The sequence below is a fragment of the Streptomyces sp. BK79 genome (assembly GCF_044142145.1).
In the GTDB taxonomy this organism is placed as follows: Bacteria; Actinomycetota; Actinomycetes; order Streptomycetales; family Streptomycetaceae; genus Streptomyces.
Genome location: NZ_JBHVOC010000013.1, coordinates 189,527 through 216,064, shown reverse-complemented (window position 1 = coordinate 216,064; position 26,538 = coordinate 189,527). Strand labels below are relative to the sequence as shown.

25 protein-coding genes are annotated in these 26,538 nt (G+C 71.3%); 13 read left to right on the top strand and 12 right to left on the bottom strand.

Annotated features, from left to right (window positions below; genetic code table 11):
• Positions 1 to 9 precede the first annotated feature (9 nt).
• The 3 genes from ACFIF2_RS18435 to panB form a co-directional block, all read right to left on the bottom strand.
• Positions 10 to 840, bottom strand: coding sequence for an ABC transporter permease (locus ACFIF2_RS18435; RefSeq protein ID WP_395573868.1), 831 nt, complete (start codon positions 838 to 840; stop codon positions 10 to 12).
• Complete coding sequence (locus ACFIF2_RS18430) at positions 837 to 1,862, bottom strand: ATP-binding cassette domain-containing protein (RefSeq protein WP_395573866.1); 1,026 nt, start codon at positions 1,860 to 1,862, stop codon at positions 837 to 839. The genes ACFIF2_RS18435 and ACFIF2_RS18430 overlap by 4 nt, the downstream gene beginning before the upstream one ends.
• Positions 1,863 to 2,066: 204 nt before the next feature.
• Entirely contained in the window at positions 2,067 to 2,942 is an 876-nt protein-coding gene (gene panB / locus ACFIF2_RS18425) for a 3-methyl-2-oxobutanoate hydroxymethyltransferase (RefSeq protein ID WP_395573864.1), read from the bottom strand.
• A gap of 313 nt (positions 2,943 to 3,255) precedes the next feature.
• Between panB and ACFIF2_RS18420 the strand changes: the two genes are divergently transcribed.
• Positions 3,256 to 4,308 (top strand): endonuclease/exonuclease/phosphatase family protein, encoded by a 1,053-nt coding sequence (locus ACFIF2_RS18420; protein WP_395573862.1) that lies wholly within the window; start codon positions 3,256 to 3,258, stop codon positions 4,306 to 4,308.
• A gap of 147 nt (positions 4,309 to 4,455) precedes the next feature.
• A complete protein-coding gene (locus tag ACFIF2_RS18415; protein ID WP_395573860.1) occupies positions 4,456 to 5,679 on the top strand; it encodes an MFS transporter in 1,224 nt (407 codons plus the stop codon).
• Positions 5,680 to 5,716: 37 nt separating this feature from the next.
• On the opposite strand, the gene ACFIF2_RS18410 is transcribed toward ACFIF2_RS18415, so the two are convergent.
• Both ACFIF2_RS18410 and ACFIF2_RS18405 read right to left on the bottom strand, forming a co-directional pair.
• Positions 5,717 to 6,154, bottom strand: a complete 438-nt coding sequence (locus ACFIF2_RS18410; RefSeq protein ID WP_395573858.1) for a type II toxin-antitoxin system VapC family toxin — start codon at positions 6,152 to 6,154, stop codon at positions 5,717 to 5,719.
• Positions 6,151 to 6,420 (bottom strand): hypothetical protein, encoded by a 270-nt coding sequence (locus tag ACFIF2_RS18405; RefSeq protein ID WP_395573856.1) that lies wholly within the window; start codon positions 6,418 to 6,420, stop codon positions 6,151 to 6,153. The genes ACFIF2_RS18410 and ACFIF2_RS18405 overlap by 4 nt, the downstream gene beginning before the upstream one ends.
• 208 nt (positions 6,421 to 6,628) lie before the next feature.
• Here ACFIF2_RS18405 and ACFIF2_RS18400 point away from each other — a divergent pair, with 208 nt between their 5' ends.
• Together ACFIF2_RS18400 and ACFIF2_RS18395 are read left to right on the top strand one after the other, a co-directional pair.
• Positions 6,629 to 7,480: a helix-turn-helix domain-containing protein gene (locus tag ACFIF2_RS18400; protein WP_395573854.1), complete on the top strand. Its 852-nt coding sequence runs from the start codon at positions 6,629 to 6,631 to the stop codon at positions 7,478 to 7,480.
• Complete coding sequence (locus ACFIF2_RS18395; RefSeq protein WP_395573852.1) at positions 7,477 to 7,686, top strand: DUF397 domain-containing protein; 210 nt, start codon at positions 7,477 to 7,479, stop codon at positions 7,684 to 7,686. The genes ACFIF2_RS18400 and ACFIF2_RS18395 overlap by 4 nt, the downstream gene beginning before the upstream one ends.
• Positions 7,687 to 7,712: 26 nt before the next feature.
• Here the strand turns inward: ACFIF2_RS18395 and ACFIF2_RS18390 are convergent, their stop codons facing one another.
• Together ACFIF2_RS18390 and glnA are read right to left on the bottom strand one after the other, a co-directional pair.
• Positions 7,713 to 7,928 carry a hypothetical protein gene (locus ACFIF2_RS18390; protein ID WP_395573850.1) on the bottom strand — a complete coding sequence of 72 codons (216 nt, stop codon included), beginning with the start codon at positions 7,926 to 7,928 and terminating at the stop codon, positions 7,713 to 7,715.
• A gap of 395 nt (positions 7,929 to 8,323) precedes the next feature.
• Positions 8,324 to 9,685 carry a type I glutamate--ammonia ligase gene (gene glnA / locus ACFIF2_RS18385; protein ID WP_395573848.1) on the bottom strand — a complete coding sequence of 454 codons (1,362 nt, stop codon included), beginning with the start codon at positions 9,683 to 9,685 and terminating at the stop codon, positions 8,324 to 8,326.
• A gap of 276 nt (positions 9,686 to 9,961) precedes the next feature.
• Here glnA and ACFIF2_RS18380 point away from each other — a divergent pair, with 276 nt between their 5' ends.
• Genes ACFIF2_RS18380 through ACFIF2_RS18370 form a run of 3 tightly spaced genes read left to right on the top strand, consistent with a single transcriptional unit; the run spans position 9,962 to position 13,068 of the window.
• Positions 9,962 to 10,633 (top strand): DUF3105 domain-containing protein, encoded by a 672-nt coding sequence (locus tag ACFIF2_RS18380; protein ID WP_395573846.1) that lies wholly within the window; start codon positions 9,962 to 9,964, stop codon positions 10,631 to 10,633.
• Positions 10,630 to 11,256 carry a DUF305 domain-containing protein gene (locus tag ACFIF2_RS18375; protein WP_395573844.1) on the top strand — a complete coding sequence of 209 codons (627 nt, stop codon included), beginning with the start codon at positions 10,630 to 10,632 and terminating at the stop codon, positions 11,254 to 11,256. The genes ACFIF2_RS18380 and ACFIF2_RS18375 overlap by 4 nt, the downstream gene beginning before the upstream one ends.
• A 54-nt stretch (positions 11,257 to 11,310) precedes the next feature.
• On the top strand, positions 11,311 to 13,068 hold the full coding sequence (locus ACFIF2_RS18370; RefSeq protein ID WP_395573842.1) for an NAD+ synthase: 1,758 nt from the start codon (positions 11,311 to 11,313) through the stop codon (positions 13,066 to 13,068).
• A 61-nt stretch (positions 13,069 to 13,129) separates the two neighbouring features.
• Here the strand turns inward: ACFIF2_RS18370 and ACFIF2_RS18365 are convergent, their stop codons facing one another.
• From ACFIF2_RS18365 to ACFIF2_RS18355, 3 genes are read right to left on the bottom strand one after another with little or no spacing between them, the layout of a single operon-like run.
• Positions 13,130 to 13,576: a VOC family protein gene (locus ACFIF2_RS18365; protein WP_395573840.1), complete on the bottom strand. Its 447-nt coding sequence runs from the start codon at positions 13,574 to 13,576 to the stop codon at positions 13,130 to 13,132.
• Positions 13,577 to 13,632: 56 nt separating this feature from the next.
• Positions 13,633 to 13,887, bottom strand: coding sequence for a Txe/YoeB family addiction module toxin (locus ACFIF2_RS18360; protein WP_395573838.1), 255 nt, complete (start codon positions 13,885 to 13,887; stop codon positions 13,633 to 13,635).
• Positions 13,884 to 14,147, bottom strand: a complete 264-nt coding sequence (locus ACFIF2_RS18355; protein ID WP_019326160.1) for a type II toxin-antitoxin system Phd/YefM family antitoxin — start codon at positions 14,145 to 14,147, stop codon at positions 13,884 to 13,886. Before ACFIF2_RS18355 ends, ACFIF2_RS18360 begins: the two co-directional genes overlap by 4 nt.
• A gap of 179 nt (positions 14,148 to 14,326) precedes the next feature.
• Here ACFIF2_RS18355 and ACFIF2_RS18350 point away from each other — a divergent pair, with 179 nt between their 5' ends.
• Entirely contained in the window at positions 14,327 to 17,329 is a 3,003-nt protein-coding gene (locus tag ACFIF2_RS18350) for a bifunctional [glutamine synthetase] adenylyltransferase/[glutamine synthetase]-adenylyl-L-tyrosine phosphorylase (protein WP_395573836.1), read from the top strand.
• 149 nt (positions 17,330 to 17,478) lie between these two features.
• Here the strand turns inward: ACFIF2_RS18350 and ACFIF2_RS18345 are convergent, their stop codons facing one another.
• Complete coding sequence (locus ACFIF2_RS18345) at positions 17,479 to 18,342, bottom strand: phosphatase PAP2 family protein (RefSeq protein ID WP_395573834.1); 864 nt, start codon at positions 18,340 to 18,342, stop codon at positions 17,479 to 17,481.
• A 102-nt stretch (positions 18,343 to 18,444) separates the two neighbouring features.
• On the bottom strand, positions 18,445 to 19,479 hold the full coding sequence (locus ACFIF2_RS18340; RefSeq protein ID WP_395573832.1) for a LacI family DNA-binding transcriptional regulator: 1,035 nt from the start codon (positions 19,477 to 19,479) through the stop codon (positions 18,445 to 18,447).
• Between the two features lie 378 nt (positions 19,480 to 19,857).
• On the opposite strand from ACFIF2_RS18340, the gene ACFIF2_RS18335 reads away from it, so the two are divergent.
• From ACFIF2_RS18335 to ACFIF2_RS18315, 5 genes are all read left to right on the top strand, one after another.
• Positions 19,858 to 21,129 carry an extracellular solute-binding protein gene (locus ACFIF2_RS18335; RefSeq protein ID WP_395573830.1) on the top strand — a complete coding sequence of 424 codons (1,272 nt, stop codon included), beginning with the start codon at positions 19,858 to 19,860 and terminating at the stop codon, positions 21,127 to 21,129.
• A gap of 128 nt (positions 21,130 to 21,257) precedes the next feature.
• A complete protein-coding gene (locus ACFIF2_RS18330) occupies positions 21,258 to 22,262 on the top strand; it encodes a carbohydrate ABC transporter permease (protein WP_395573828.1) in 1,005 nt (334 codons plus the stop codon).
• A 13-nt stretch (positions 22,263 to 22,275) separates the two neighbouring features.
• Positions 22,276 to 23,187 (top strand): sugar ABC transporter permease, encoded by a 912-nt coding sequence (locus ACFIF2_RS18325; RefSeq protein ID WP_395573826.1) that lies wholly within the window; start codon positions 22,276 to 22,278, stop codon positions 23,185 to 23,187.
• A 112-nt stretch (positions 23,188 to 23,299) separates the two neighbouring features.
• Positions 23,300 to 24,982: a glycoside hydrolase family 13 protein gene (locus tag ACFIF2_RS18320; RefSeq protein WP_395573824.1), complete on the top strand. Its 1,683-nt coding sequence runs from the start codon at positions 23,300 to 23,302 to the stop codon at positions 24,980 to 24,982.
• 158 nt (positions 24,983 to 25,140) lie between these two features.
• Positions 25,141 to 26,514 carry an alpha-amylase family protein gene (locus ACFIF2_RS18315; RefSeq protein ID WP_395573822.1) on the top strand — a complete coding sequence of 458 codons (1,374 nt, stop codon included), beginning with the start codon at positions 25,141 to 25,143 and terminating at the stop codon, positions 26,512 to 26,514.
• Positions 26,515 to 26,538: the final 24 nt, after the last annotated feature.

Genomic DNA, 26,538 nt, shown 5'->3' with positions numbered 1-26,538 from the left:
CCCGGTGCGTCAGGTCTTGGTCCGGAACTTGTGGATGGCGACCGGCGCCATCACCGCCGTGATCGCCACCGACCAGCCGAGCGTCACCCACAGGTCGTGCGCGACCGGGCCGCCCACCATCAGTCCGCGCGCCGCGTCGGCGAGCGTGGACAGCGGGTTGTAGTCGGTGAAGGCCTGGAGCCAGCCCGGCATCGACTGGGTCGGCGCGAAGATCGACGAGCCGAACTGGAGCGGGAACAGCACCAGGAAGCCCATCGCCTGCACGGACTGGGCGTTCTTCAGGACCACGCCCAGCGTGATGAACACCCACATGATCGACGAGGCGAACACCGCCGACAGGCCCACGGCCGCGAACAGTCCGGGCCAGCGCTCGATGTCGAAGCCGACCAGGACGGCGACGACCATCAGCACCGTCGTGGCGAACAGCATCCGCAGCATCTCCACCGCGATCTTCGCGAAGAGCACGGAGCCGCGTCCGATGGGCAGCGACCGGAAGCGGTCCATGACACCGGAGTTGAAGTCCTGGCTGAACCCGGTGCCGACGCCCTGGGACAGCGTCATGCTCATCATCGCGATCATGCCCGGGATGACGTACTGCACGTAGCCGTCCTGGCCGCCGCCCAGGGCCTGCCCGATCGAACCGCCGAAGACGTACACGAACAGCAGGGTGAAGACGACCGGCATCAGCAGGGCGTCGAACATCGACTCCGGGTCCTGCCGGATCCACAGCAGGTTGCGGCGGACCAGGGCGCCGGTGTGCCGCACGTGCCCGCGCAGCGAGATCCGGGCGTCGTCGGCGGGCGCGGACGGGGGAGCGGGGGTCATGGTGGCGGCGCTCATACGGCGACCTCCTCGCGGGCGTCGGTGGGCGCGGGGTCCTGCGGGGCACTGGCGCGGTGGCCGGTGAGGGACAGGAAGACCTCGTCCAGGCTGGGCAGTTCGGTGGTGACGGCGGAGAGGGTGACGCCCCGCGCGGTGACCGCGCCGACCACGGCGGTCAGCTGCTCGTCGCTGAGGATCGGCACCAGCACGGCACCGCGCTCGGCGTCCACGGTGGTGCTCGCGAGCCCGGTGAGGCCCAGCTCGTCCAGGTGGGACGCGAGCGGGCGCAGCTGGAGCGGGTCGGCCGGGCGGATCCGCAGGGTGCGCCCGCCGACCTTGGCCTTCAGCTCCTCGATGCCGCCCTTCGCGATGACCTTGCCGCGGTCCACGACGGTCAGCTCCGAGGCGAGCTGCTCGGCCTCCTCCATGTACTGGGTGGTGAGCAGCACGGTGACGCCGTCGCCGACCATGCGCTTGACCTCGTCCCACACCTCGTTGCGGGTGCGCGGGTCCAGGCCGGTGGTGGGCTCGTCCAGGTACAGCACGGCCGGGTGCCCGATCATGGAGGCGGCCAGGTCGAGACGGCGCCGCATGCCGCCCGAGTACGTGCGCGCGGGCCGCTTGGCGGCCTCGGTGAGCGAGAACCGCTCCAGCAGCTCGTCGGCCCGGGCGCGGGCGTCCTTGCGGGACAGGTCGAGCAGTCGGCCGATCATGTAGAGGTTCTCCCAGCCGGGGAGCTTCTCGTCCACGGACGCGTACTGCCCGGTGAGCCCTATCACCCGCCGCAGCTGCCGCGGCTGGCGTACGACGTCGTAGCCGGCGACGTGCGCCCGGCCGGAGTCGGGCGTGATGAGGGTGGACAGGATGCGCACGAGGGTGGTCTTGCCGGCGCCGTTCGGTCCGAGCACACCCATGACGGTGCCCTCGCGCACGTCCAGGTCGACGCCGTCCAGTGCCTTGGTCTCGCCGTAGTGCTTGACCAGCCCCCGTACGGTGACCGCGCTCCCGGCGGCCGTGGGGTTGCTGTCGATTCGCTTCATGCCGACGACGTTGTCAGCCCCCGCCGACAAACCGCCGACATCCCGCCGACAGCCGCCCGGCCCCGCCGACGCCCCGCCGACGCCCCGCCCATGTCCCGCCGACGTTCCGCCGGAAGGACGCCCGGCACGCACCGGGCCGGCCGGGAAACCACCGGCCCCGCCGACGGGGGAAGATCGGCGGGGCCGGTGTCGTACCGCGATGGCTCAGTGGACGGAGTGCTCCTCCTGCGGGAACGTTCCGCCGACGACGTCCTCGGCGAACGCCTTGGCCGCGCCGCCGATGACCTGGCGCAGGTCGGCGTACTGCTTGACGAACTTCGGCACCCGGCCGCCGGTCAGCCCGAGCATGTCGGTCCACACCAGCACCTGGGCGTCCGTGTCCGGACCGGCGCCGATGCCGACGGTCGGGATGTGCAGCGTCCGCGTCACCTCGGCGGCCAGCTCGGCCGGCACCAGCTCCAGGACGACCGCGAAGGCGCCCGCGTCCTGCACCGACTTGGCGTCGCGCAGCAGCTGCTGGGCCGCCTCCTCGCCGCGGCCCTGCACGCGGTAGCCCATGGCGTTGACGGACTGCGGGGTGAGGCCGATGTGCGCCATCACGGGGATGCCGGACTCGACGAGCAGCCGGATCTGCTCGTGCGACCGCTCACCGCCCTCCAGCTTCACGGCCCCCACCCCGGCCTCCTTCACCAGCCGGGTCGCCGAGCGCAGCGCCTGCACCGGGCCCTCCTGGTAGGAGCCGAAGGGGAGGTCGCCCACGATCAGGGCGCGGGAGGTGCCGCGTACGACGGCCGCGGACAGCATGGTCATCTCGTCGAGGGTGACCGGCACGGTGGTGTCGTAGCCGAGGTGGCAGTTGCCCGCGGAGTCGCCGACGAGCATGACCGGGATGCCGGCCTCGTCGAACACGGACGCGGTCATCGCGTCGTACGCGGTCAGCATGGGCCACTTCTCGCCGCGCTCCTTGGCGGCGGCGATGTCCCGGACGGTGATACGACGGTTGATCTTGCCCCCGTACAGCGCCTTGCCCGCGTCTGCGGGGCGGCCCTGAGGCGTCGGGGCAGCCGAAAGCTGCGTCATGGCAACGGCTCCTTCATGTCATCTCGAGGCGCCCTGACGGCGTCCCCGGATCCCTTCCATGGTGGCACCTCGTCCTCGTGCGCGGCTAGGGGGTGTCGTTTCGATCGGGCCGGCTCCGGGCCCCAGGGGTCGAATGTGCCCGTTCTGTCACAGAGCCCCCTCTTGTCGGCGCTGTTCGGAACTCCGGACGCGGCTTCGCTCGTCCTCGTGCCCGTACGGCCGTCGAGGGACGGCGGGATCGGAGCCGATCATCCCCTAGGGTGCTGAGTCACGGGGGGCGACGGTGTGTACGGCAGGGCAGTGAGGCGACGGTATGGCGCAGCAGGCGTACGTGACGGAGACGGACAGCGGCGGCTCGGGGCCCGAGCGTCGGACAGCCCGGCTTCGGCGCCTGTTCGGCCGGGCGACCGCCGGGTGGCGGGGCGACCGGCGGATCTGGCGCCGGGGCCTGGTCACGGCCGCGGTGGCCGTCGTGCTGGCCGTCGTCATGGCGGCCCACTCGCACATCCCCAACGCGATCGGCAACCTCGGCAGCCTCACGGAGACGTTCCTGCCGTGGTTCGGGCTGCTGGTCCCGGTGCTCCTGGTGATCGCGCTCGTCCGCAGGTCGGCGACGGCGCTGATCGCGCTGCTGCTGCCGGTGTCCGTGTGGTTCAACCTCTTCGGCGGCCTGCTCTTCGACAAGACCGGCACCGGCGGTGACCTCACCGTGGCCACGCACAACGTCAACGCCGACAACGCCGACCCGGCCGGCACCGCGCGCGCCGTGGCCGCCGCCGGCGCGGACGTGATGGCCCTGGAGGAGCTGAAGGCGTCGGCGGTACCGACGTATGAGAAGGCGCTGGCCTCGAAGTACCCGCACCACGCGGTCGTCGGCACCGTCGGCCTGTGGAGCAAGTACCCGGTGAGCGAGGTGCGGGCCGTCGACATCCGGCTGGGCTGGAAGCGCGCGATGCGCGCCACCGTCGCCACCCCGTCCGGACCGGTCGCGGTGTACGTCGCCCACCTGCCCTCCGTACGGGTGAAGCTGGAGGCCGGATTCACCGCCCGGCAGCGGGACAAGAGCGCCGAGGCCCTCGGCGAGGCCATCGCCGACGAGAAGCTGCCCCGCAAGATCCTGCTCGGCGACCTCAACGGAACCATGAACGACCGCGCGCTCACCGCGATCACCTCCCAGATGCGCTCCCCGCAGGGCGCGGTGGGCGACGGCTTCGGCTTCAGCTGGCCGGCGTCCTTCCCGATGGCCCGCATCGACCAGATCCTGGTCTCCGGCGTCGAACCGACGACGAGCTGGACCCTCCCGGCGACCGGCAGCGACCACCTCCCGATCGCCGCGCGTGTGAGGGTCGACACAACGGCCTCGTGAAATCCCCTGGTCAGCCCCGTATGGGCGGCTTCCGGCAACCCGCCCGTCACCTGACGGAATACTCGCCCTGAGAGACTTTGTTCCGTACGGGAACATAGCGAACGGTCCCCGTACGCACACCTCCGCTCTCGAAAGGCGAGACCCTTCATGCCCCTGGCCCTGCTCGCCCTTGCCGTGGGCGCCTTCGGCATCGGTACCACCGAGTTCGTGATGATGGGCCTGCTGCCCGACGTCGCGGACGACCTGGACATCTCGATCCCCAGCGCCGGCCACCTGGTCTCGGCCTACGCCCTCGGCGTCGTCGTCGGCGCCCCGCTGCTCGCCGCGGCGACGGCACGGATGTCCCGCCGCACGGTCCTCATCGCCCTGATGGCGCTCTTCGTGGCCGGCAACGCGCTGTCCGCGTTCGCCCCCGGCGAGGTCTCCCTCCTCGCCGCCCGCTTCGTCAGCGGCCTGCCGCACGGCGCCTTCTTCGGCGTCGGCGCGGTGGTCGCCACCGGCATGGTCGCGCCGGAACGCAAGGCCCGCTCCGTCTCCCTGATGTTCCTGGGCCTCACCGTCGCCAACATCGTCGGCGTCCCCGCCGCCACCGCCATGGGCCAGCAGCTCGGCTGGCGGGCGACCTTCCTCGGCGTGAGCGCGATCGGCGTCGCGGCGATAGCGGCGCTGGCCGCGCTGATCCCCCGCGACCACGCCCCCGCCCCCGCCGCCGGCCTGCGCGGCGAACTGGCCGCCCTGCGCTCCGTCCCCGTCTGGCTGGCCCTCGGCACGACCGTCGCGGGCTTCGGCGCGCTCTTCTCCGCGTACAGCTACATCACCCCGATGCTCACGGACTCCGCCGGCTTCGCCGAGGCCGGCGTGACGCTGCTGCTCGCCCTCTTCGGCGTCGGCGCCACCGCGGGCAACCTGCTGGGCGGGCGGCTGGCCGACCACTCCCTGCGCGGCACCCTCTTCGGCGGCCTCGCCTCGCTGGTCGTCGTCCTCGCCCTCTTCCCGCTCCTCATGCGCACGGAGGTCAGCGCGGCCCTCGCCGTGGCCCTGCTCGGCATGGCCGCCTTCATCACCGGCTCGCCCCTCCAGCTGATGGTCATGGAGAAGGCCGCCGCGGCCCCGTCCCTGGCCTCCTCGGCCAACCAGGCCGCCTTCAACCTCGCCAACGCCGGCGGCGCCTGGATCGGCGGCCTCGCCCTCGCGGCGGGCTTCGGCGCCACGTCCCCGGCGACGGCGGGCGCGGGGCTGGCGGTACTCGGCCTGGGCGTCGCGGGCGCGGCATGGGCGGTGGACCGCCGCCGGGTCGCCGCCGCCGGGGCCGGCCGCGAGCGCGTGGTCGCGGGGCATGTGCCGGAGGCGGCGGAGGCGGTACGCCGCTGACACCGCCCGTCTCACCGCGCGGGCGCCGTCACCGCCGTCAGAGGTCGTCGGGGAGGATCCGGAAGCACGTGTACCGCCCGCCCAGCGGCCGTACGGCCCGGAAGTCGCGCAGGTCCCTCGTCAGCACGGCATCCGTGTCGTACTCGGCGGCGAGGGCCACATTGACCGCGTCCACCAGATCCAGATCGAGTGACGCGTACCGTGCTCGTACCGCCAAGGCCGCGTCCAGGATCTCGGGCGTGGACGGCGCGAGGACGAGCCGCATCTGCCGTATCCGCGTGGTCAGGGAACGCAGGATGGCGTCCGCGACCGGGCGCCCGGCCCGGCTGGTCGCCACCTGATGCACCTCGGTGAGCGCGAGCGGGGTGGCGACGAGGAAACCGCACGCGTCGGCGGCCTTCCTGGCCGCGTGGTGGTCCGGATCGGAGCGGTTGAAGAGGGTGAGGAGGCCGGAGGTGTCGGCCACGGCGATCACGCGGCGCGGCCCCGGTTCCGCCGCTCGCGCTCCGCGTGCCCTTCCGTGACCGCGGTCCGGATCTCGTCCTGTTCCACGGGGCCGCCGAGATCGAAGGTCTCCTCGTCGGAGACGAACGGTTCGTCCCAGGCCCGGTGTGCCAGTGCGATGCGGTGGATGCCCTCGCGGATTATCTCCGCCTCCGCGACGCCGAGGCGGGCGGCGGCCTCCTTGATGAGCGCGAGGTCGGTGTCTTCGGCGTAGACGTTGGTGCGCTTCAGAACCATAGCTTGATGGTACAGCTCGTGTACCAAGAGGTCCTTGGCAATGCCGCCTCTATCCCTCCCTCGGTGTCGCCTGGAAGGAACGGCACCCCTCCTCGCCGCTCGACCGTCACCCGTAGGCGTACGCGCAACCGCATTCCGGCCCCCGGGCGTAGTCCTGGGCCCTACGGTGTCGCCCGTCGCGATACGACGCGTACGAGGAGGGGTGCGGATGTCGGTGGGCGGAGAGGCGGACGAGCCGGGGTGGGAGGTCGACCCGGACGACGAGTGGGGCGTGGCCGTCATCACCACCGTGGGTCGCCAGCTGAAGCTGCGGCGCGAGGCGGTGGGGATGCGGGCGGCCGAGTTCGGGGTGGCGGTCGGGTACGGGGAGGACCTGGTCTACAAGGTCGAGGGCGGGAAGCGGATTCCTCGCCGGGAGTACCTGGAGAAGGCGGACCAGGTACTGCATGCGGGCGGACTCATCGCCGCCGCCTGGGAGGACGTCAAGAAGGTCCGGTACCCCAAGCAGGTACGGGACTTGGCGAAGCTGGAGGCGCGAGCCGTCGAGTCGCTCTCGTACGGCAGCTACAGCCTGCACGGGCTGCTCCAGACCGAGGAGTACGCGCGCGCACTCCTCGGCAGGCGACGGCCCGCCCTCACCGAGGACGAGGTGGAGAACGCCGTCGCCGCGCGCATGGGCCGCAGGACGATGCTCGAACGGGTCCCGGCCCCTGAACTCAGCTTCGTCCAGGAAGAGGCCACCCTCAGGCGTCCCGTGGGGGGCGTGATGGTTCTGCGGCGGCAGCTCGAGCACCTGTTGGACGTCGGGCGCTTGCGGCACGTGGAGATCCAGGTGATGCCGACGTCTCGCGGGGACCATCCGGGAGGCGGGCGGATGCAGGTGCTCAAGTTCGAGGACGGTACGGCGGCAGGGCGGGCCGACGACATGTTCGGCGGTCGGCCCGTCACCGATCCCCGGCAGCTGCGCGTCCTCGAACTGCGCTATGGCAGTATCCGGGCCGAGGCCCTGTCCGCCCGGGAGTCAGTGGCCTTCATCGAACAACTGCTGGGGGAGACATGAGCCGCAAGGACACATCCGTACACCTCGCCGACCTGGCCTGGTTCAAGAGCAGCTACAGCGACACCAGCGAGCCCAGCGACTGCGTCGAGGTCGCGATAACCCCCGCCGCCATCCACATCCGCGACTCCAAGCGCCCCCACGGCCCCCGCCTCGCCGTCACGCGGGCGGCCTGGGCGGGGTTCGTGGCCGGAACCGGCGCGGACTGAGCGGGGCCGCGCCGGTTCCGCGCGGGTCAGACGCGGGTCGTGTGCGCCTGGCCGTGCGTCAGCGAGGCGCCGAGACCGGCGGTGAGGGCGAACGGGCCGGCCTCCGCGTGGAGACCGGCGCCGACGCCGCGGCCGGACGTGATGACGGCCGCGCCGGCGTCGATGCCGAGGGTGCCGCCGGACACCTGGTCCAGGTCCGCGTCGGAGAGGTGGGCCGTTTCGACCTGGGGGACGAGGTTCATGGCAGGTCCTGCCTTTCGTGCGGGGGAATCGGAGCGGTGAGGCACGCCCGCCCGGCGTACGGAGTCGGGGGAGTCCGGAGCCGTTGACCGGCGTGCCGCGCACCGATCCAAGCACGGTGCCGAACGACCGGCCCAGCGCCCGCCCTTGCGGGTTCGCCCCCGCGTCCATCTGTGTGTGCGTGCGGTCGGGGAAAGGGCCCGCGTCTTCACGCTACCCACCGGTAACCGTCCCTTTCCCGGGCCCCCGAAACGCCCGGCCCGCCCGTACGCCGCCGCCACGCCCCCGCCGTGCGACCGTGCGATGAACGGTGTGCAGGTCCCAGGAATGTTCCGCGTCCACGGCAAAGGGCCGGCGGTCGCTCGACCGCCGGCCCCACTCGTCCCCCGTGGGAGCACTACAGCACCGGCAGCGACTTCCGCAGCTCGAAGGCCGTGACCTGGGAGCGGTACTCCTCCCACTCCTGGCGCTTGTTGCGCAGGAAGAAGTCGAAGACGTGCTCGCCGAGGGTCTCGGCGACCAGGTCGCTGCGTTCCATCAGGGCGAGGGCCTCGCCGAGGTTCTGGGGGAGGGGCTCGATGCCCAGCGCGCGGCGCTCCGAGTCGGAGAGGGCCCAGACGTCGTCCTCGGCGCCCGGCGGGAGTTCGTAGCCCTCCTCGATGCCCTTGAGGCCGGCGGCGAGGAGGACGGCGTACGTCAGGTACGGGTTGGCGCCGGAGTCGATGGAGCGGACCTCGACGCGGGCCGAGCCGGTCTTGCCGGGCTTGTACATGGGGACGCGGACCAGGGCCGAGCGGTTGTTGTGGCCCCAGCAGATGTAGGAGGGCGCCTCGCCGCCCGCGCCGGCGGTGCGCTCGCTGCCGCCCCAGATGCGCTTGTAGGAGTTCACCCACTGGTTGGTGACCGCCGAGATCTCCGCCGCGTGCCGCAGCAGGCCCGCGATGAAGGAGCGGCCGACCTTGGAGAGCTGGTACTCCGCGCCGGACTCGTAGAAGGCGTTGCGGTCGCCCTCGAAGAGGGAGAGGTGGGAGTGCATGCCCGAGCCGGGGTACTCCGAGAACGGCTTCGGCATGAAGGTGGCCTGGAGGCCCTGTTCGAGGGCCACCTGCTTCATGACCAGGCGGAACGTCATGATGTTGTCGGCGGTGGAGAGCGCGTCGGCGTAGCGCAGGTCGATCTCCTGCTGGCCGGGGGCGCCCTCGTGGTGGGAGAACTCCACCGAGATGCCCATCGACTCCAGCATGGTGATGGCCTGGCGGCGGAAGTCCATGCCGATGTTCTGCGGGGTGTGGTCGAAGTACCCGGAGTTGTCGGCGGGGGTGGGCACCCTGCCGTCGACGGGCTTGTCCTTCAGCAGGAAGAACTCGATCTCCGGGTGGGTGTAGAAGGTGAAGCCCAGGTCGGAGGTGCGGGCCAGGGCACGCTTGAGCACGTAGCGCGGGTCCGCGAAGGACGGTGAGCCGTCCGGCATGAGGATGTCGCAGAACATGCGGGCCGTGCCGGGGGCCTCCGCGCGCCACGGCAGGACCTGGAAGGTCGACGGGTCCGGCTTGGCGATCATGTCGGACTCGTAGACCCGGGCGAAGCCCTCGATCGCCGAGCCGTCGAAGCCGATGCCCTCGTCGAAGGCCTGCTCCAGCTCCGCCGGGGCCACGGCGACGGACTTGAGGAAGCCCAGTACGTCCGTGAACCACAGCCGTACGAACCGGATGTCGCGCTCCTCCAGCGTCCGGATCACGAACTCCTGCTGCTTGTCCATCTTCCGCTTCCCCATCCTTGCTGGTCAGGCCGCCTGTCTCCGGTACGGCGGAAGGCGGTCGGGCACCCGAGCATCACACCACAGCACGGTTTCGTGCGCGTTGCGGGCCTCGTGGGGCCCACCGGCCCTCCCCGCAGAGTAGAGGCCACCTGTTCGATCGGGCCATTCCTGGGGTTCCGAGGCGACAGATCCTGTGATCACCCTACGAACGAGGCCCCCTTCGCCCTTACGATCAGGCGACTCCACCGCCCCCCTTTTCCCAGAAGGGCTCACCCCATGGGTTCCGCCAAGAAGAGCAGCAACACGGCGCGCCAGGCGCGGATAGCCGAGATGCGGCGTGCCGAGGAGGCCCGCGAGCGCCGGAACCGGATCCTCACCATCGCGGTGAGTGCCGTGGTCGTCGTCGGTCTCGTCGTCGGCGGGGTGGTCCTCGTCCGGTCGCAGTCCGACGACTCGGACGACACCACGGCGTCGGACGGCAAGAGCACCTCCGGCGAGTTCGTCGCCGGGAAGGACGGGGTGCGGACCTGGAAGGGGACGCTGTCCCGCAACCACGTCGCCAAGAAGGTGTCCTACCCGGCCGAGCCCCCGGTCGGCGGCGACCACAACCAGGTCTGGATGAACTGCGACGGCGACGTCTACACCAAGCCCCTGAACAACGAGAACGCGGTGCACTCGCTGGAGCACGGGGCGGTCTGGGTGACGTACAACGACAAGGCGCCGAAGGCCGACGTCGAGAAGCTGGCGGAGAAGGTGAAGAAGACGCCGTACTCGCTGATGAGCCCGGTCGACGGGCAGCAGGACCCGATCATGCTCTCCGCCTGGGGCCACCAGCGCACCGTGACGGGCGCGGACGACCCGGACGTGGACAAGTTCTTCGAGAAGTTCGTCCAGGGCGAGCAGACCCCCGAGCCGGGGGCCGCGTGCACCAACGGGCTCTCCCAGTGACACCGAAACGGGCCGGCTGGATCGCGGGGGCCGCCGCCGCGGCCCTCGTGGCGGCCGGCGCCATCACCTATGCCGTCGCCGGGGACGACGGCGCGGACCGGGTCCCCACGGCCGACTCGGCGGACGCCGGGTTCGCCCGGGACATGGCGGTCCACCACCAGCAGGGCGTGGAGATGTCGTACATCGTGCGCGACCGCACCGAGGACGAGGAGGTGCGGCGACTCGCGTACGACATCGCGCAGACCCAGGCCAACCAGCGCGGCATGCTGATCGGCTGGCTCGACCTGTGGGGGCTGCCGAAGGTGTCGTCCGACCCGCCGATGACCTGGATGGGGATGGGCGGCATGCCGTCGAAGGGGGAGGGCTCCCTGATGCCGGGGATGGCCACCGACGCCGAGATGGAGAAGCTGGGCACCCTGGACGGCAGGCGGGCCGAGGTCTACTACCTCCAGCTCATGACCGAGCACCACAAGGGCGGCGTCCACATGGCCGGCGGGTGCGTCGAGAAGTGCGTGGTCGGCGTGGAGAGGCGGCTGGCCCGGGGGATGGCGGAGTCGCAGGAGTCGGAGATCCGGCTGATGGCGGACCTGCTGGCCGAGCGGGGCGCGAAGCCGCGGACATGAGGCGGAAACCGGTACGTCACCCCATTGTGTCGTTCTGACGATTACACTGGCCGCGTGCCCCGCCTACGACTCGCCCTGAACCAGATCGACTCCACCGTCGGCGACATCGACGCGAACGCCGAGTCGGTCCTGCGCTGGACCCGGCACGCCGCCGGACAGGGAGCGCACCTGGTCGCCTTCCCCGAGATGGTGCTGACCGGGTACCCGGTCGAGGACCTGGCCCTCAGGTCGTCCTTCGTGGAGGCGTCCCGCGCCGCCCTGCGCTCCCTCGCCGCGCGCCTCGCCGACGAGGGCCTCGGCGCTCTGCCGGTGGTCGTCGGCCACCTCGACCGCTCCGCGACCGCCCGGCCGATGTACGGCCAGCCGGCCGGCGCCCCGCAGAACGCGGCGGCCGTGCTGTACGGCGGCGAGGTGGCCCTGAACTTCGCCAAGCACCACCTGCCGAACTACGGCGTCTTCGACGAGTTCCGCTACTTCGTGCCCGGCGACACCATGCCGGTGGTGCGGGTGCGCGGCGTCGACGTGGCCCTCGCCATCTGCGAGGACCTGTGGCAGGACGGCGGCCGGGTCCCGGCGGCGCGCTCGGCGCGGGCCGGACTGCTGCTCTCCGTCAACGCCTCGCCGTACGAGCGCGACAAGGACGACACCCGCCTGGAACTGGTCCGCAAGCGCGCCCAGGAGGCCGGTTGCACGACCGCCTACCTCGCCATGACGGGTGGGCAGGACGAGCTGGTCTTCGACGGCGACTCGATCGTCGTCGACCGGGACGGGGAGGTGCTGGCGCGGGCGCCGCAGTTCTCCGAGGAGTGCGTGGTGCTGGACCTCGACCTGCCCGCCGCCGACCCGGCCGCCCCCACCGGCGTGGTGGACGACGGGCTGCGCGTCGACCGGGTCGTGCTGTCGGAGGAACCGGCGCCCGCCACCGATGGGCCGTGGCGGTCCGGCGGGCACGCCGAGCGGCTGGACGCCGACGAGGAGGTCTACGCGGCCCTCGTGGCCGGCCTGCGCGCCTACGTCGTGAAGAACGGCTTCCGCTCCGTCCTCGTCGGCCTGTCCGGCGGCATCGACTCCGCCCTCGTGGCGGCCCTCGCCTGCGACGCGGTCGGCGCGGAGAACGTGTACGGCCTCTCCATGCCGTCCGCGTACTCCTCCGAGCACTCCAAGGACGACGCGGCGGAGCTGGCCCGGCGCACCGGGCTCGACTACCGCACCGTGCCGATCGTGCCGATGTTCGACGCGTACATGGGGGCGCTGGGCCTGACCGGGCTGGCCGAGGAGAACCTCCAGTCACGGCTGCGCGGCACGCTGCTGATGGCGGTCTCCAACCAGGAGGGCCACCTGGTCCTCGCCCCCGGCAACAAGTCGGAGCTGGCTGTCGGCTACTCGACGCTGTACGGCGACTCGGTGGGCGCGTACGGGCCGATCAAAGACGTGTACAAGACGTCCGTCTTCCGCCTCGCCACCTGGCGCAACCGCGCCGCCGCGGCCCGCGGCGAGACCCCGCCGATCCCCGAGAACTCGATCACCAAGCCGCCCAGCGCCGAACTGCGCCCGGGCCAGGTCGACACGGACTCGCTGCCGGACTACCCGGTGCTGGACGCGATCCTCGAGCTGTACGTCGACCGGGACCGGGGCGCGGACGAGATCGTCGCCGCCGGGTACGACCGCGAGCTGGTGGCGAAGACCCTGCGCATGGTCGACACCGCCGAGTACAAGCGGCGCCAGTACCCGCCGGGCACCAAGATCTCGCCGAAGGGCTTCGGCAAGGACCGCAGGCTCCCGGTCACCAACCGCTGGCGGGAGCGGGGCTGACCGGGAGCGGGGCTGACCCGGACCGGCGACCGGGCGGGCGCGGCGGCCGGGCGGGGCGCGGCTAGCCGTCCCGCTTCTGCTCCGCCAGTACGTGGTGCAGCGGTTCCGTCGCCCTGCGCCGGTACTCCTGGACCGCCCAGCCGTTGCCGTCGGGGTCCTTGAAGTACATGAACGTGGCGCCGTCGTCCGGGGAGTACTGCACCGGCTCGGAGACCTCGAGGCCGCGGCCCACCAGCTCCGCGTGGGCCGCCTTGATGTCGGCGACGCAGAGCTGGAGGCCCTGGTAGGAGCCGGGTTCCGGGCGGGTCTGGCCCTGCGTCATGTCCCAGATGGCGTCGCCGAGGGCGATCGAGCAGCCCGAGCCCGGCGGCGTGAGCTGGACGATGCGCATCCCCGGCATGACCTCCTGGTCGATGTCGACGTGGAAGCCGACCTTGTCCCGGTAGAAGTCCCGTGAACGGTCGATGTCGCTCACGGGCAGCGGGATCACTTCGAGGGTGAAGTCCATGACGTGACTCCTTCGACTTCCTTGTCGATGACGATGTCTGTCAGCAGCAGCAGGTGTCAGTAGTGGTAGCGGGCCTGGACGATGATCAATTCGTCGTCGGCCGGCTTGTAGACCAGTCGGTGGGTGTCGTCGATGCGGCGGGACCAGTAGCCGGACAGGTCGCCCTTCAGCGGTTCCGGTTTGCCGATGCCCTTGAACGGGTCGCGGGCGATGTCGGTGATCAGTTTGTTGATCCGTCTGGTCACCTTCCGGTCGCTCTCGGCCCAGTGGACGTAGTCCTCCCAGCCGTGCGACGTGAAAGCGATCCTCACGCCCGCTCCGCGTCCGGGTCGATCAACTCGCGGTGCCGGGCCTCGCCGGCCTCGGCCTCCGCGATCGAGTCGAGCAGACGGCGGGCGTTCTTCGGGGACCGCAGGAGGTGCACCGTCTCCGTCCAGGCGGTGAAGTCCTCCTCCGACATCAGCACGGCGTTTCCCTTGCGGGAGGTGATGTGCACCGGGGCATGGTCCTCGTTGACCTGCTCTATCAGCGGGAACAGGTTCTGACGGGCTTCGCTGGCGGTGATGGACATACCGGTGCCTCCCTTCGCGGCTTGTACAAGATATCGTACGAGTCCTCGGGCGGCCACCGGAGACCGAAGCCGGTACGCCCCGGCGCCCGCACGCCGCCGCCCGGTTACGCTCGGGCCGTACGACCTTGATCCGACGTCCCGGCGTTCCGACGGGACGACAGTGCTGGCAGGAGGCCGAGATGACGGCGCCGGGGCGCAGGAGCAGTACCTTCACGCGGCTGCTGCGGCACGGCTTCACCGATCCCTCGGCCGCCGAGCGGCTGCTGGACGGCGGCGAGCTGGCCCCGGTCCGCGACGACCCGGTGCTGCTGGAGGCGCTCGGCGCCACCGCCGACCCCGACCTCGCCCTGCACGGCCTGGTCCGGCTCCTGGAGGCGCAGCCGGGCCCCACCGCCCGCCGGGAGCTGCTCGACACCCTGATAGCCGCCAAGCCGCTGCGCGACCGCCTCCTCGGGGTCCTCGGCGCCTCCGAGGCGCTCGCCGACCACCTCGCCCGGCACGCGGGGGACTGGCAGGCGCTGGTCACCTACGAGCCCCGTGACCTGCACCGCGGCGTCGCGGAGTTCGAACGCGGCCTCGCCGAGGCGGACGACCCCGTCTCCCTGCGCGTCGCCTACCGGCGCTGCCTGCTGTCCATCGCCGCCCGCGACGTGTGCGGCACCATCGACGTCGCCGAGACCGCCGCCGAGCTGGCCGACCTCGCCACCGCCACCCTGCGCGCCGCGCTCGCCCTCGCCGAGGCCGCCGCGCCCGGCGACGCCGCGCTGTGCCGGCTCGCGGTGATCGCGATGGGCAAGTGCGGCGGACACGAGCTGAACTACGTCTCCGACGTCGACGTGATCTTCGTGGGCGAGCCCGCGGAGGGCGTCGACGGGGCCGACGAGGCCAAGGCACTGCGGGCCGCGACCTCGCTCGCCTCGCACATGATGCGGATCTGCTCCGAGACCACCGTCGAGGGCTCCATCTGGCCCGTCGACGCCAACCTCCGCCCCGAGGGCCGCAACGGCCCCCTGGTGCGCACCCTCAGCAGCCACGTCGCCTACTACCAGCGCTGGGCCAAGACCTGGGAGTTCCAGGCGCTGCTCAAGGCCCGCCCGGTGGCCGGCGACCCCGCCCTCGGCGCCGAGTACGTCGCCGCCCTCCAGCCCCTGGTCTGGCAGGCCGCCGACCGCGAGAACTTCGTACCCGACGTGCAGAAGATGCGCCGCCGGGTGGTGGAGACCATCCCCGTCGCCGAGGTCGACCGCCAGCTCAAGCTGGGCCCCGGCGGCCTCAGGGACGTCGAGTTCGCCGTCCAGCTCCTCCAGCTGGTGCACGGGCGGGCCGACACCTCCCTGCACAGCGGCACGACGCTGGACGCCCTGGAGGCCCTCGCCGCGGGCGGGTACGTGGGCCGGGCGGACGCCGCCCAGCTCGACGAGGCGTACCGCTTCCTGCGCTCCATGGAGCACCGCATCCAGCTCCACCGGCTTCGCCGCACCCACCTCGTGCCCGAGGACGAGGCCGACCTGCGCCGCCTCGGCCGCTCCCTGGGCCTGCGCACCGACCCGGTCCCCGGGCTGCTGCGCGCGTGGAAGCGGCACGCCTCCGTCGTACGCCGCCTGCACGAGAAGCTGTTCTACCGGCCCCTGCTCGACGCCGTCGCCCAGCTCGCGCCCGGCGAGGCCCGGCTGAGCCCCGAGGCCGCCCGGGAGCGGCTGGTCGCCCTCGGGTACGCCGACCCGGCCGCCGCGCTCCGGCACCTGGAGGCGCTGGCGTCCGGCGTCACCCGCAAGGCGGCCATCCAGCGCACCCTGCTGCCCGTGCTGCTCGGCTGGTTCGCCGACTCCGCCGACCCGGACGTCGGACTGCTCAACTTCCGCAAGGTCTCCGACGCGCTCGGCCAGACCCCCTGGTACCTGCGGCTGCTGCGGGACGAGGGCGCCGCCGCCGAGAACCTCGCCCGGGTTCTCTCCGCCGGGCGGCTCGCCCCCGACCTGCTGATGCGGGCGCCCGAGGCGGTCGCGCTGCTCGGGGACGGCGACGCCGGGGGGCTGGCACCGCGCGGGCGGGCCCAGCTGGAGCAGGAGATACTCGCCGCGGTCCGCCGCGCCGACGGCGCCGTGCAGGCGGTCACGGCCGCGCGCGGTGTCCGGCGCCGGGAACTGTTCCGCACGGCCGCCGCGGACATCATCGGCTCCTACGGCACCGAGGCCCGGCCCGTCGAGGCCGACCCGGGCGCCCTGGTCGACCGGGTCGGCGGCGCCGTGTCCGACCTGACGGCGGCGACGCTGGCGGGGACGCTGCGGGCGGTCGTGCGGGAGGGCTGGGGCGACACCCTGCCGACCCGGTTCGCGGTCATCGGCATGGGCCGGTTCGGCGGACACGAGCTGGGCTACGGCTCGGACGCGGACGTGCTCTTCGTGCACGAGCCCCGCGACGGGGTCGACGAGCGGGAGGCGTCGGACGCGGCCAACAAGGTCGTCTCCGAGATGCGCCGCCTGCTCCAGGTGCCGAGCGCCGACCCGCCCCTGCTCATCGACGCCGACCTGCGGCCCGAGGGCAAGTCCGGGCCGCTGGTGCGCACCCTGAAGTCGTACGAGGCGTACTACCGGCGCTGGTCACTGGTGTGGGAACGGCACGCGCTGCTGCGCGCCGAGTTCGTCGCCGGCGACGCGGACCTGGGCCGGCGCTTCACCGAGCTGGTCGACCCGCTGCGGTACCCGGCGGACGGGCTGGGGGAGGACGCCGTACGGGAGATCCGGCGGCTCAAGGCCCGGATGGAGTCCGAGCGGCTGCCGCGCGGCGCGGACCCCAAGCTGCACGCCAAGCTGGGGCCGGGCGGGCTGTCCGACGTCGAGTGGACCGTGCAGCTGCTCCAGCTGCGGCACGGGCACACGGAGCCGGCGCTGCGCACCACCCGGACGCGCGAGGCGCTGGCCGCCGCGTGCGCGGCGGGGCTGATCTCGGAGGAGAACGCCACGACCCTCGACGAGGCGTGGGTCCTGGCGGCCCGCGTCCGCAACGCGGTGATGCTGGTCCGCGGCCGGGCCGGCGACACCTTCCCGACGGACCCCCGCGAGCTGGCGGCGGTCGGCCGCTACCTGGGCCACGGACCGGGCCACGCGGGCGACATGCTGGACGAATACCGCCGCACGGCCCGAAGAGCACGAGCGGTGGTAGAAGACCTCTTCTACGCCTAGCGCTCCCCCCCCCAGCTGCGGGCAGTCGTGCCTCCCCCAGTGCCTGAACGGCCTGGGAGGTACTCCCAGGGGCGGCACGGGTGGGCGCAGCGGCACCCCGCTACGCCGGGCCGCGCGACCCACCCCTCAGCATCAACGCCGGGCGCCCCCTAAACCCGCCCCCGCAGCCACACCCTCCGCCGCCGCTCACCCCCCGGCACCCCCCGCGGCAGCGCGTGCGGCAACGCCCCGTACCAGACCCCCGCCACCGCGTAGCCGAACCCCAGGCACAGCACACCCCCCACCGCGTCCAGCCAGAAGTGGTTGGCGGTCGCCACGATCACCACCAGCGTCAGCGTCGGATACAGCAGCCCCAGCACCCGCACCCACGGCACCGAGGCCAGCGCGAAGATCGTCAGCCCGCACCACACCGACCACCCGATGTGCATCGAGGGCATCGCCGCGTACTGGTTCGACATGTTCTTCAGGTCCCCGGACGCCATCGACCCCCACGTCTCGTGGACCATCACCGTGTCGATGAAGTGCCCGCCGTTCATCAGGCGGGGCGGGGCGAGCGGATACAGGTAGTAGCCGACCAGGGCGACGCCCGTCGTCGCGAAGAGGACCAGCCGGGTCGCTCCGTAGCGGCCCGGATGACTGCGGAAAAGCCACACGAGCACACCGAGAGTGACCACGAAGTGCAGCGTGGCGTAGTAGTAGTTCATGCCGACGACGAGCCAAGTCACCGAGTTCACGGCATGGTTGACGGACTGCTCGACGGCGATGCCCAGTTGCTGCTCGGCGCGCCAGATCCAGTCCGCGTTGCGCAGCGCCTGCCCCCGCTGTTCGGGCACCGCGTTGCGGATGAGGGAGTACGTCCAGTAGCTGATCGCGATCAGCAGGATCTCGAACCACAGCCGGGGCCGGCGGGGTGCCCGGAGCCGGTGCAGGAGACCGGGCCCCGTCACCTCCGTGACGGGGCGCGGAACGGCCTCTTCCAGCCGTTCCGGAGTCCTCACGGTCGCGTCACCCATAGGCATGAAGTCTGCCAGAAAAGCCCTGTCCCACCGATCATCCCCCCGGACGATGCGGCCCGCATCCGGCCACTAGGGGATGACCGCCGCCGAGGCCGGCGCTCAGTGCCGGTTCCGCTCGCCCGGCGCCGACGCCGTGGACCCGCGCACCACCAGCTCCGGCATGAAGACGAACTCGCTGTGCGGCGCGGGCGTTCCGCCGATCTCCTCCAGCAGCGTGCGCACCGCCGCCTGGCCCATCGCCGGGACCGGCTTGCGGACGGTCGTCAGCGGCGGGTCGGTGAAGGCGATCAGCGGCGAGTCGTCGAAACCGACGACCGAGATGTCCTTGGGCACGTCCAGCCCCTGCTGCCGGGCCGCCCGTATGGCGCCCAGGGCCATCATGTCGCTGGCGCAGACCACCGCCGTGCAGTCGCGCTCCATGAGCGCGGTGGCCGCCGCCTGGCCGCCCTCCAGGGTGTAGAGGGAGTGCTGGACGAGTTCCTTCTCCACGGTCTCGGCGCTCAGGTCGAGCTGCTCCTGGACGGTGCGCACGAAGCCCTCGATCTTGCGCTGCACGGGCACGAACCGCTTCGGCCCGAGGGCCAGCCCGATGCGGGTGTGGCCGAGCGAGACGAGGTGGGTGACCGCGAGGCTCATCGCGGCCCGGTCGTCGGGGGAGATGAACGGCGCCTGCACCTTCGAGGAGAAGCCGTCGACGAGGACGAACGGCACGCCCTGCGCGCGCAGCCGTTCGTAGCGCTGCATGTCGGCGGTGGTGTCGGCGTGCAGACCGGAGACGTAGATGATGCCGGCGACCCCCCGGTCGACCAGCATCTCGGTCAGCTCGTCCTCGGTGGAGCCGCCCGGGGTCTGGGTGGCGAGGACCGGCGTGTATCCCTGGCGGGTCAACGCCTGGCCGATGACCTGCGCCAGCGCCGGGAATATCGGGTTCTCCAGCTCGGGGGTGATCAGGCCGACCAGACCCTCGCTGCGTTGCCGCAGCCTGACGGGGCGCTCGTAGCCCAGCACGTCGAGGGCGGCGAGCACGGACTGGCGGGTGGTGGCGGCGACGCCCGGCTTCCCGTTGAGGACGCGGCTGACGGTCGCTTCGCTCACCCCCGCCTGGGCAGCGATGTCGGCAAGCCGTGTGGTCACAGGGGTGGACTGTACCTGTCGCCCGCCCCGTTGCACACCGATCGGGCGCCGTGGGCGGCCCGTTGGACGGCCCGGTGCGGGCTGCTGCGTCATCGCGCTCCCTCAGGAAAGTGGCGGCAAGAGCTTGCAGAGTCTTGCACAACCGGCCCGATACCGCTCCACCCCTGTAAACAAGCGTCTCGCGACGGTCGCCGGAAGGTCACGTCCGGATAACTTCGGAGATCTCTTGCACTTTTTTGCAGCAAGACCTTTCGCGCCGCTTACAACGCTGTTACGTTCACGTCGCCCGACGGCGGCAACGACGCGGTCGGTGTCGGCAGGGCGCGGCGGACGGGCCCGCACCCTGCACACACGGGCTTTCACCCTCAAGGAGAACTCATGCGGCGTGGCATAGCGGCCACCGCTCTGGTGGCGTCCCTCGCCCTCGCGGCGACGGCCTGCGGCGGGGACGGCGGCAGCGACAGCGAGTCCGGCGGACCGGTCACCATCACCTACTGGGACACCTCGAACGCGACCAACGAGGCGCCGACCTACAAGGCCCTGGTCAAGGAGTTCGAGGCCGCCAACAAGGGCGTCAAGGTCAACTACGTCAACGTCCCCTTCGACCAGGCGCAGAACAAGTTCGACACCGCCGCCGGTTCCAAGGGCGCCCCCGACGTGCTGCGCTCCGAGGTGGGCTGGACCCCCGCCTTCGCCAAGAAGGGCTTCTTCCTGCCGCTGGACGGCACCGAGGCCCTCGCCGACCAGGACAAGTTCCAGCCCAACCTGATCGAGCAGGCCAAGTACGAGGGCAAGACCTACGGCGTCCCGCTGGTCACCGACACCCTCGCCTTCGTCTACAACAAGGAACTGTTCGCAAAGGCCGGCGTCGAGGTCCCCAAGACCTGGGACGACCTGAAGAAGGCCGCCGCCACCATCAAGGACAAGACCGGCGCCGACGGCTACTGGGCCTCCACGGCCGGTTACTACGCGCAGCCGTTCCTGTACGGCGAGGGCACCGACACGGTCGACGCCGAGGGCAAGAAGATCACCGTCAACTCGCCCGAGGCGAAGAAGGCGTACGGCACCTGGCTGAGCCTCTTCGACGGCAAGGGCCTGCACAAGGCCGACGTCACCGCCGACGCCTACGCCCACATCCAGGAGGCGTTCGTCAGCGGCAAGGTCGCCTCGATCATCCAGGGCCCGTGGGAGATCACCAACTTCTACAAGGGCTCCGCGTTCAAGGACAAGAAGAACCTCGGCATCGCCACCGTCCCGGCCGGCTCCACCGGCAAGGCGGGCGCCCCGACCGGCGGCCACAACCTGTCGGTGTACGCCGGCTCGGACCAGGCCAAGCAGGAAGCGGCCCTGAAGTTCGTCAACTTCATGACCTCGGCGAAGTCCCAGGAGACCGTCGCCCTGAAGAACTCCACGCTGCCGACCCGCGACGACGCCTACACCGACAAGGTCAAGGCCGACCCGGGCATCGCCGGCTACCAGACGGTCCTGCCCGCCGCCCAGCCGCGCCCGGCGCTGCCGGAGTACAGCTCCCTGTGGACGCCGCTCGACGACGAGCTGCCCCAGATCGCCGGCGGCAAGAAGTCCCTGGACGACGGCCTCGGTGACGCCGAGACCGCGATCGCCAAGCTGGTGCCGGACTTCAGCAAGTGAGTCCGCGCGGCCGCCGGGTCCCCCGAGGGGGGAGGGGACCCGGCGGCCACCGGCCTGTGCGCCCCACCCCTCGGCGCCGTACCCCTTGATCGTCCCGCTCGTCCCGATGCTCCCGAAGGTGTCGAACCATGACAGTCGCCATCGACCGCGCGACCGGCAAGCGCCGCGGTGACCGCACCCCGCGGCCCGGCCTTGGCCGGCGTCTGAAAGACGGCTACCAGAAGCACTGGTACGCCTACGCCATGATCGCGCCGGTGGCCGTCGTGATCGGCGTCCTCGTGCTGTACCCGCTGGGCTACGGCCTCTACCTCACCCTCACCGACGCCAACAGCCTCAACAGCGCGCGCACCATCGGCGTCAACGAGATCGAGGCCACCTACAAGTTCGTCGGCCTGGACAACTACGCCGACATCCTGTGGGGCCCGACGGCGTACGACCGGTTCTGGTCGCACTTCATCTGGACCATCGTGTGGACGGCGGTCTGCGTCGGCCTGCACTTCTTCATCGGCCTCGGCCTCGCCCTGCTGCTCAACCAGAAGCTGCGCGGCCGCACCTTCTACCGGCTGGTCCTGGTCCTGCCGTGGGCCGTGCCCACCTTCGTCACCGTCTTCGGCTGGCGCTTCATGCTCGCCGACGAGGGCATCATCAACTCCGCCCTGGACTGGCTGCACCTGCCGAGCCCCGCGTGGCTGGAGGACACCTTCTGGCAGCGGTTCTCCGCGATCATGGTGAACACCTGGTGCGGTGTGCCGTTCATGATGGTCTCGCTCCTCGGCGGCCTGCAGTCCATCGACAACAGCCTGTACGAGGCCGCCGAGATGGACGGCGCGAGCGCCTGGCAGCGGTTCCGCTACGTCACCCTCCCCGGCCTCAGGTCGGTCAGCTCCACCGTCGTCCTGCTCGGCATCATCTGGACCTTCAACCAGTTCGCCGTGATCTTCCTGCTGTTCGGCAACACCGCCCCCGAGGCGCAGATCCTCGTCACCTGGGCCTACCAGCTCGGCTTCGGACAGCAGCCGCGCGACTTCGCGCAGTCCGCGGCCTACGGCATCCTGCTGCTGGCCATCCTGATCGTCTTCACCTCCTTCTACCGCCGCTGGCTGAACCGCAATGAGCAGCAGCTCGCGATCTGAGGCAGGAGCCGCCATGAGTACAACCACCACGCCGACCCGGGCCACGGCGGACCCGGTCACCGCGCCCGCCGCACCGCCGCGCAAGGTGCGCTCCCGCGGCGAACGCAGCCGCGCCGCCTCCCTCGCCTCGCACGGCGTCCTGACCGTCGCCAGCCTCATCGCGCTCTTCCCGGTCGCCTGGCTGGTCTACCTCTCCCTCGGCCCGGACAAGAACGACTACCTGCACCCCGAGCGCATCTGGTCGAAGATGACCTTCGACAACTACGCGTTCGTGCTCCAGCACACGAACTTCTTCGACTGGCTGAAGTCCTCGCTGATCGTCTCGCTGGGCACCACGGTCATCGGCGTCATGGTCGCCGCCACCACCGGCTACGCGGTCTCCCGCATGCGCTTCCCCGGCTACCGCAAGCTCATGTGGGTGCTGCTGGTCACCCAGATGTTCCCCATCGCCGTCCTGATCGTGCCGATGTACCAGATCCTGTCCCGGCTCCAGCTCGTCGACAGCTACCTCGGCCTGATCCTCGTCTACTGCTCGACCGCGGTGCCGTACTGCGCCTGGCTGCTCAAGGGCTACTTCGACACCATCCCGTTCGAGATCGACGAGGCCGGACGCGTCGACGGACTGAGCCCCTTCGGCACCTTCTTCCGGCTGATCCTGCCGCTGGCCCGGCCGGGCCTCGCGGTGGCCGGCTTCTACAGCTTCATCACGGCCTTCGGTGAGGTCGCCTTCGCCTCGACGTTCATGCTGAGCGACACGAAGTACACCTTCGCGGTCGGTCTGCAGAGCTTCGTCAGCGAGCACGACGCGCAGCGCCACCTGATGGCGGCCACCGCCGTACTCGTCGCGATCCCCGTCTCCGCGTTCTTCTACCTGGTGCAGAAGAACCTGGTGACCGGCCTCACCGCCGGCGGCACGAAGGGCTGACGCCCCGCCGGGAAACGTCCGGCCGCGGTGCTATCCGACCCCGCGGCACCGCGGCCGGTCACCCCACCCACGCCTTCCCGACCAGACCTCTGTCACACAGACCAAGGACGCCATGAGCCAGCAGCCTTCCGCCGCACCGGCCCCCACCTCCGCCACCGCCACCGCGACGGCGCGCCGCGACTGGTGGCGGGACGCGGTCATCTACCAGGTGTACCCGCGCAGTTTCGCCGACAGCAACGGCGACGGCATGGGAGACCTGGAGGGTGTCCGCACCCGCCTGCCGTACCTGCGCGACCTGGGTGTGGACGCCGTGTGGCTCAGTCCCTTCTACGCCTCGCCGCAGGCCGACGCCGGCTACGACGTCGCCGACTACCGGGCCGTCGACCCCATGTTCGGCTCCCTGCTGGACGCCGACGCGCTGATCCGCGACGCCCACGCGCTGGGCCTGCGCATCATCGTCGACCTGGTCCCGAACCACTCCTCCGACCAGTACGAGTGGTTCCGGCGCGCGCTCGCCGAGGGCCCCGGCTCCCCCCTGCGGGAGCGCTACCACTTCCGCCCCGGCAAGGGTGAGAACGGCGAACTGCCGCCCAACGACTGGGAGTCCATCTTCGGCGGCCCCGCCTGGACCCGGGTCACCGAGCCCGACGGCACGCCGGGGGAGTGGTACCTGCACCTGTTCGCCCCCGAGCAGCCCGACTTCAACTGGGAGCACCCGGCCGTCGGCGACGAGTTCCGCTCCATCCTGCGCTTCTGGCTGGACATGGGCGTGGACGGCTTCCGCATCGACGTCGCGCACGGCATGGTGAAGGCCGAGGGCCTGCCCGACCTCGGATCACACGAGCAGTTGAAGCTGCTGGGCAACGATGTCATGCCGTTCTTCGACCAGGACGGCGTCCACGACATCTACCGCCAGTGGCGCCTCATCCTCGACGAGTACTCGGGCGAGCGCATCTTCGTCGCCGAGGCGTGGACCCCGACCGTCGAGCGCACGGCGAACTACGTCCGCCCCGACGAGCTGCACCAGGCGTTCAACTTCCAGTACCTGGGCACCCACTGGGACGCCGAGGAGCTGCGCACGGTCATCGACCGCACGCTGGACGCCATGCGCCCGGTCGGCGCCCCCGCCACCTGGGTCCTGTCCAACCACGACGTCACCCGGCACGCCACCCGCTTCGCCAACCCGCCCGGCCTCGGCACCCAGATCCGCCTGGCCGGCGACCGCGACCTGGGCCTGCGCCGCGCCCGTGCCGCGACCCTGCTGATGCTGGCGCTGCCCGGCTCGGCCTACGTCTACCAGGGCGAGGAGCTGGGCCTGCCGGACGTCGTCGACCTCCCCGACGAGGTGCGCCAGGACCCCGCGTACTTCCGGGGCGCCGGCCAGGACGGCTTCCGCGACGGCTGCCGGGTGCCGATCCCCTGGACGCGCACGGGTTCGTCGTACGGCTTCGGCGACGGCGGCAGCTGGCTTCCGCAGCCGGCGGGTTGGGGCGAGCTGAGCGTCGAGGCGCAGACCGGCCGGCCCGGCTCGACGCTGGAGCTGTACCGCGCCGCCCTGGAGATCCGCCGCGAGCAGCCCGACCTGGGCGCGGGCGACGCCGTGGAGTGGCTGCGCGCTCCCGAGGGCGTCGTCGCCTTCCGGCGCGGCGAGTTCGTGTGCGTCGCCAACACCACCGGCGAGCCGGTGGCGGTGCCCGCGTACGGGCGGCTGCTGCTGGCCAGCGGCGAGGTGACCGAGACGGACGGCGGGGCGAGGGTGCCGGCGGACACCACGGCGTGGTGGACGACGGCCTGACGCGGGTGCCCCGACAGTCCTGACGGCCCGTCAGGAAGAAAACCCGTTCAATTCCGTACGGCCCGCTGCCCTTTCGGGTGGCGGGCCTTTAACATCTGCGTCACCGAAATCTTGCTGAAGTTTGCAGCAAGAGCCTTCAACGAAGAAGGAACCCCCATATGGCACGCAGATCCCTCACGGTGGCCCTCGCGCTCGCGACGGCCGCTGTTGTCATGAACCCGACTGGCGCCCAGGCCTCCCCACCGGGCACCAAGGACGTCACGGCCGTCCTCTTCGAGTGGAACTTCGCCTCCGTGGCCAGGGAGTGCACGAACACCCTCGGCCCCGCCGGATACGGCTTCGTCCAGGTCTCCCCGCCCGCCGAGCACATACAGGGCGGGCAGTGGTGGACCTCGTACCAGCCCGTCAGTTACAAGATCGCCGGGCGGCTCGGTGACCGTACCGCCTTCAAGAACATGGTGGACACCTGCCACGCGGCCGGCGTGAAGGTCGTCGCCGACGCGGTGGTCAACCACATGGCGGCGGGCGGCGGCACCGGCACCGGCGGCTCCTCCTACGGCAAGTACGACTACCCGGGCCTGTACTCCTCGCCCGACCTCGACGACTGCCGCTCGCAGATCAGCGACTACCGGGACCGCCACAACGTCCAGCACTGCGAACTGGTCGGCCTCGCCGACCTGGACACGGGCGAGGACTACGTCCGAGGGAAGATCGCCGGGTACCTGAACGACCTGCTCTCCCTCGGCGTCGACGGCTTCCGCGTGGACGCGGCCAAGCACATCCCCGCGGCCGACCTCGCGAACATCAAGTCCCGGCTGAGCAACCCGGGCGTGTACTGGAAGCAGGAGGTCATCCACGGGGCGGGCGAGGCCGTCCAGCCGGGCGAGTACACCGGCAACGGGGACGTCCAGGAGTTCCGGTACGCGTACGACCTCAAGCGCGTCTTCAACAACGAGAACCTCGCCTACCTGAAGAACTACGGCGAGGGCTGGGGCTACCTGAGCAGCGGGTCGGCCGGCGTCTTCGTCGACAACCACGACACCGAGCGCAACGGCTCCACGCTCAGCTACAAGGACAACGCCACCTACACCCTCGCCAACGTCTTCATGCTGGCCTGGCCCTACGGCGCCCCCGACATCAACTCCGGTTACGAGTTCACCGACCACGACGCCGGACCGCCGAACGGCGGCCGGGTGAACGCCTGCTGGCAGGACGGCTGGAAGTGCCAGCACGCCTGGCCGGAGATCAAGTCGATGGTCGCCTTCCGCAACGCCACCCGGGGGCAGGCCGTCACGAACTGGTGGGACAACGGCAACGACGCCATCGCCTTCGGACGCGGGAGCAAGGGCTACGTCGCCGTCAACCACGAGTCGGGCGCGCTGACCCGCACCTACCAGACCTCGCTGCCGGCCGGGACGTACTGCGACGTCCAGGGCAACAGGCCGGTGACCGTGAACGGCTCCGGCCAGTTCACGGCCACGCTGGGCGCCCACACCGCGCTCGCGCTGCACGCGGGCAGGTCCGCCTGCTGAAGCCCGTTGAAGCCCGCTGAACGG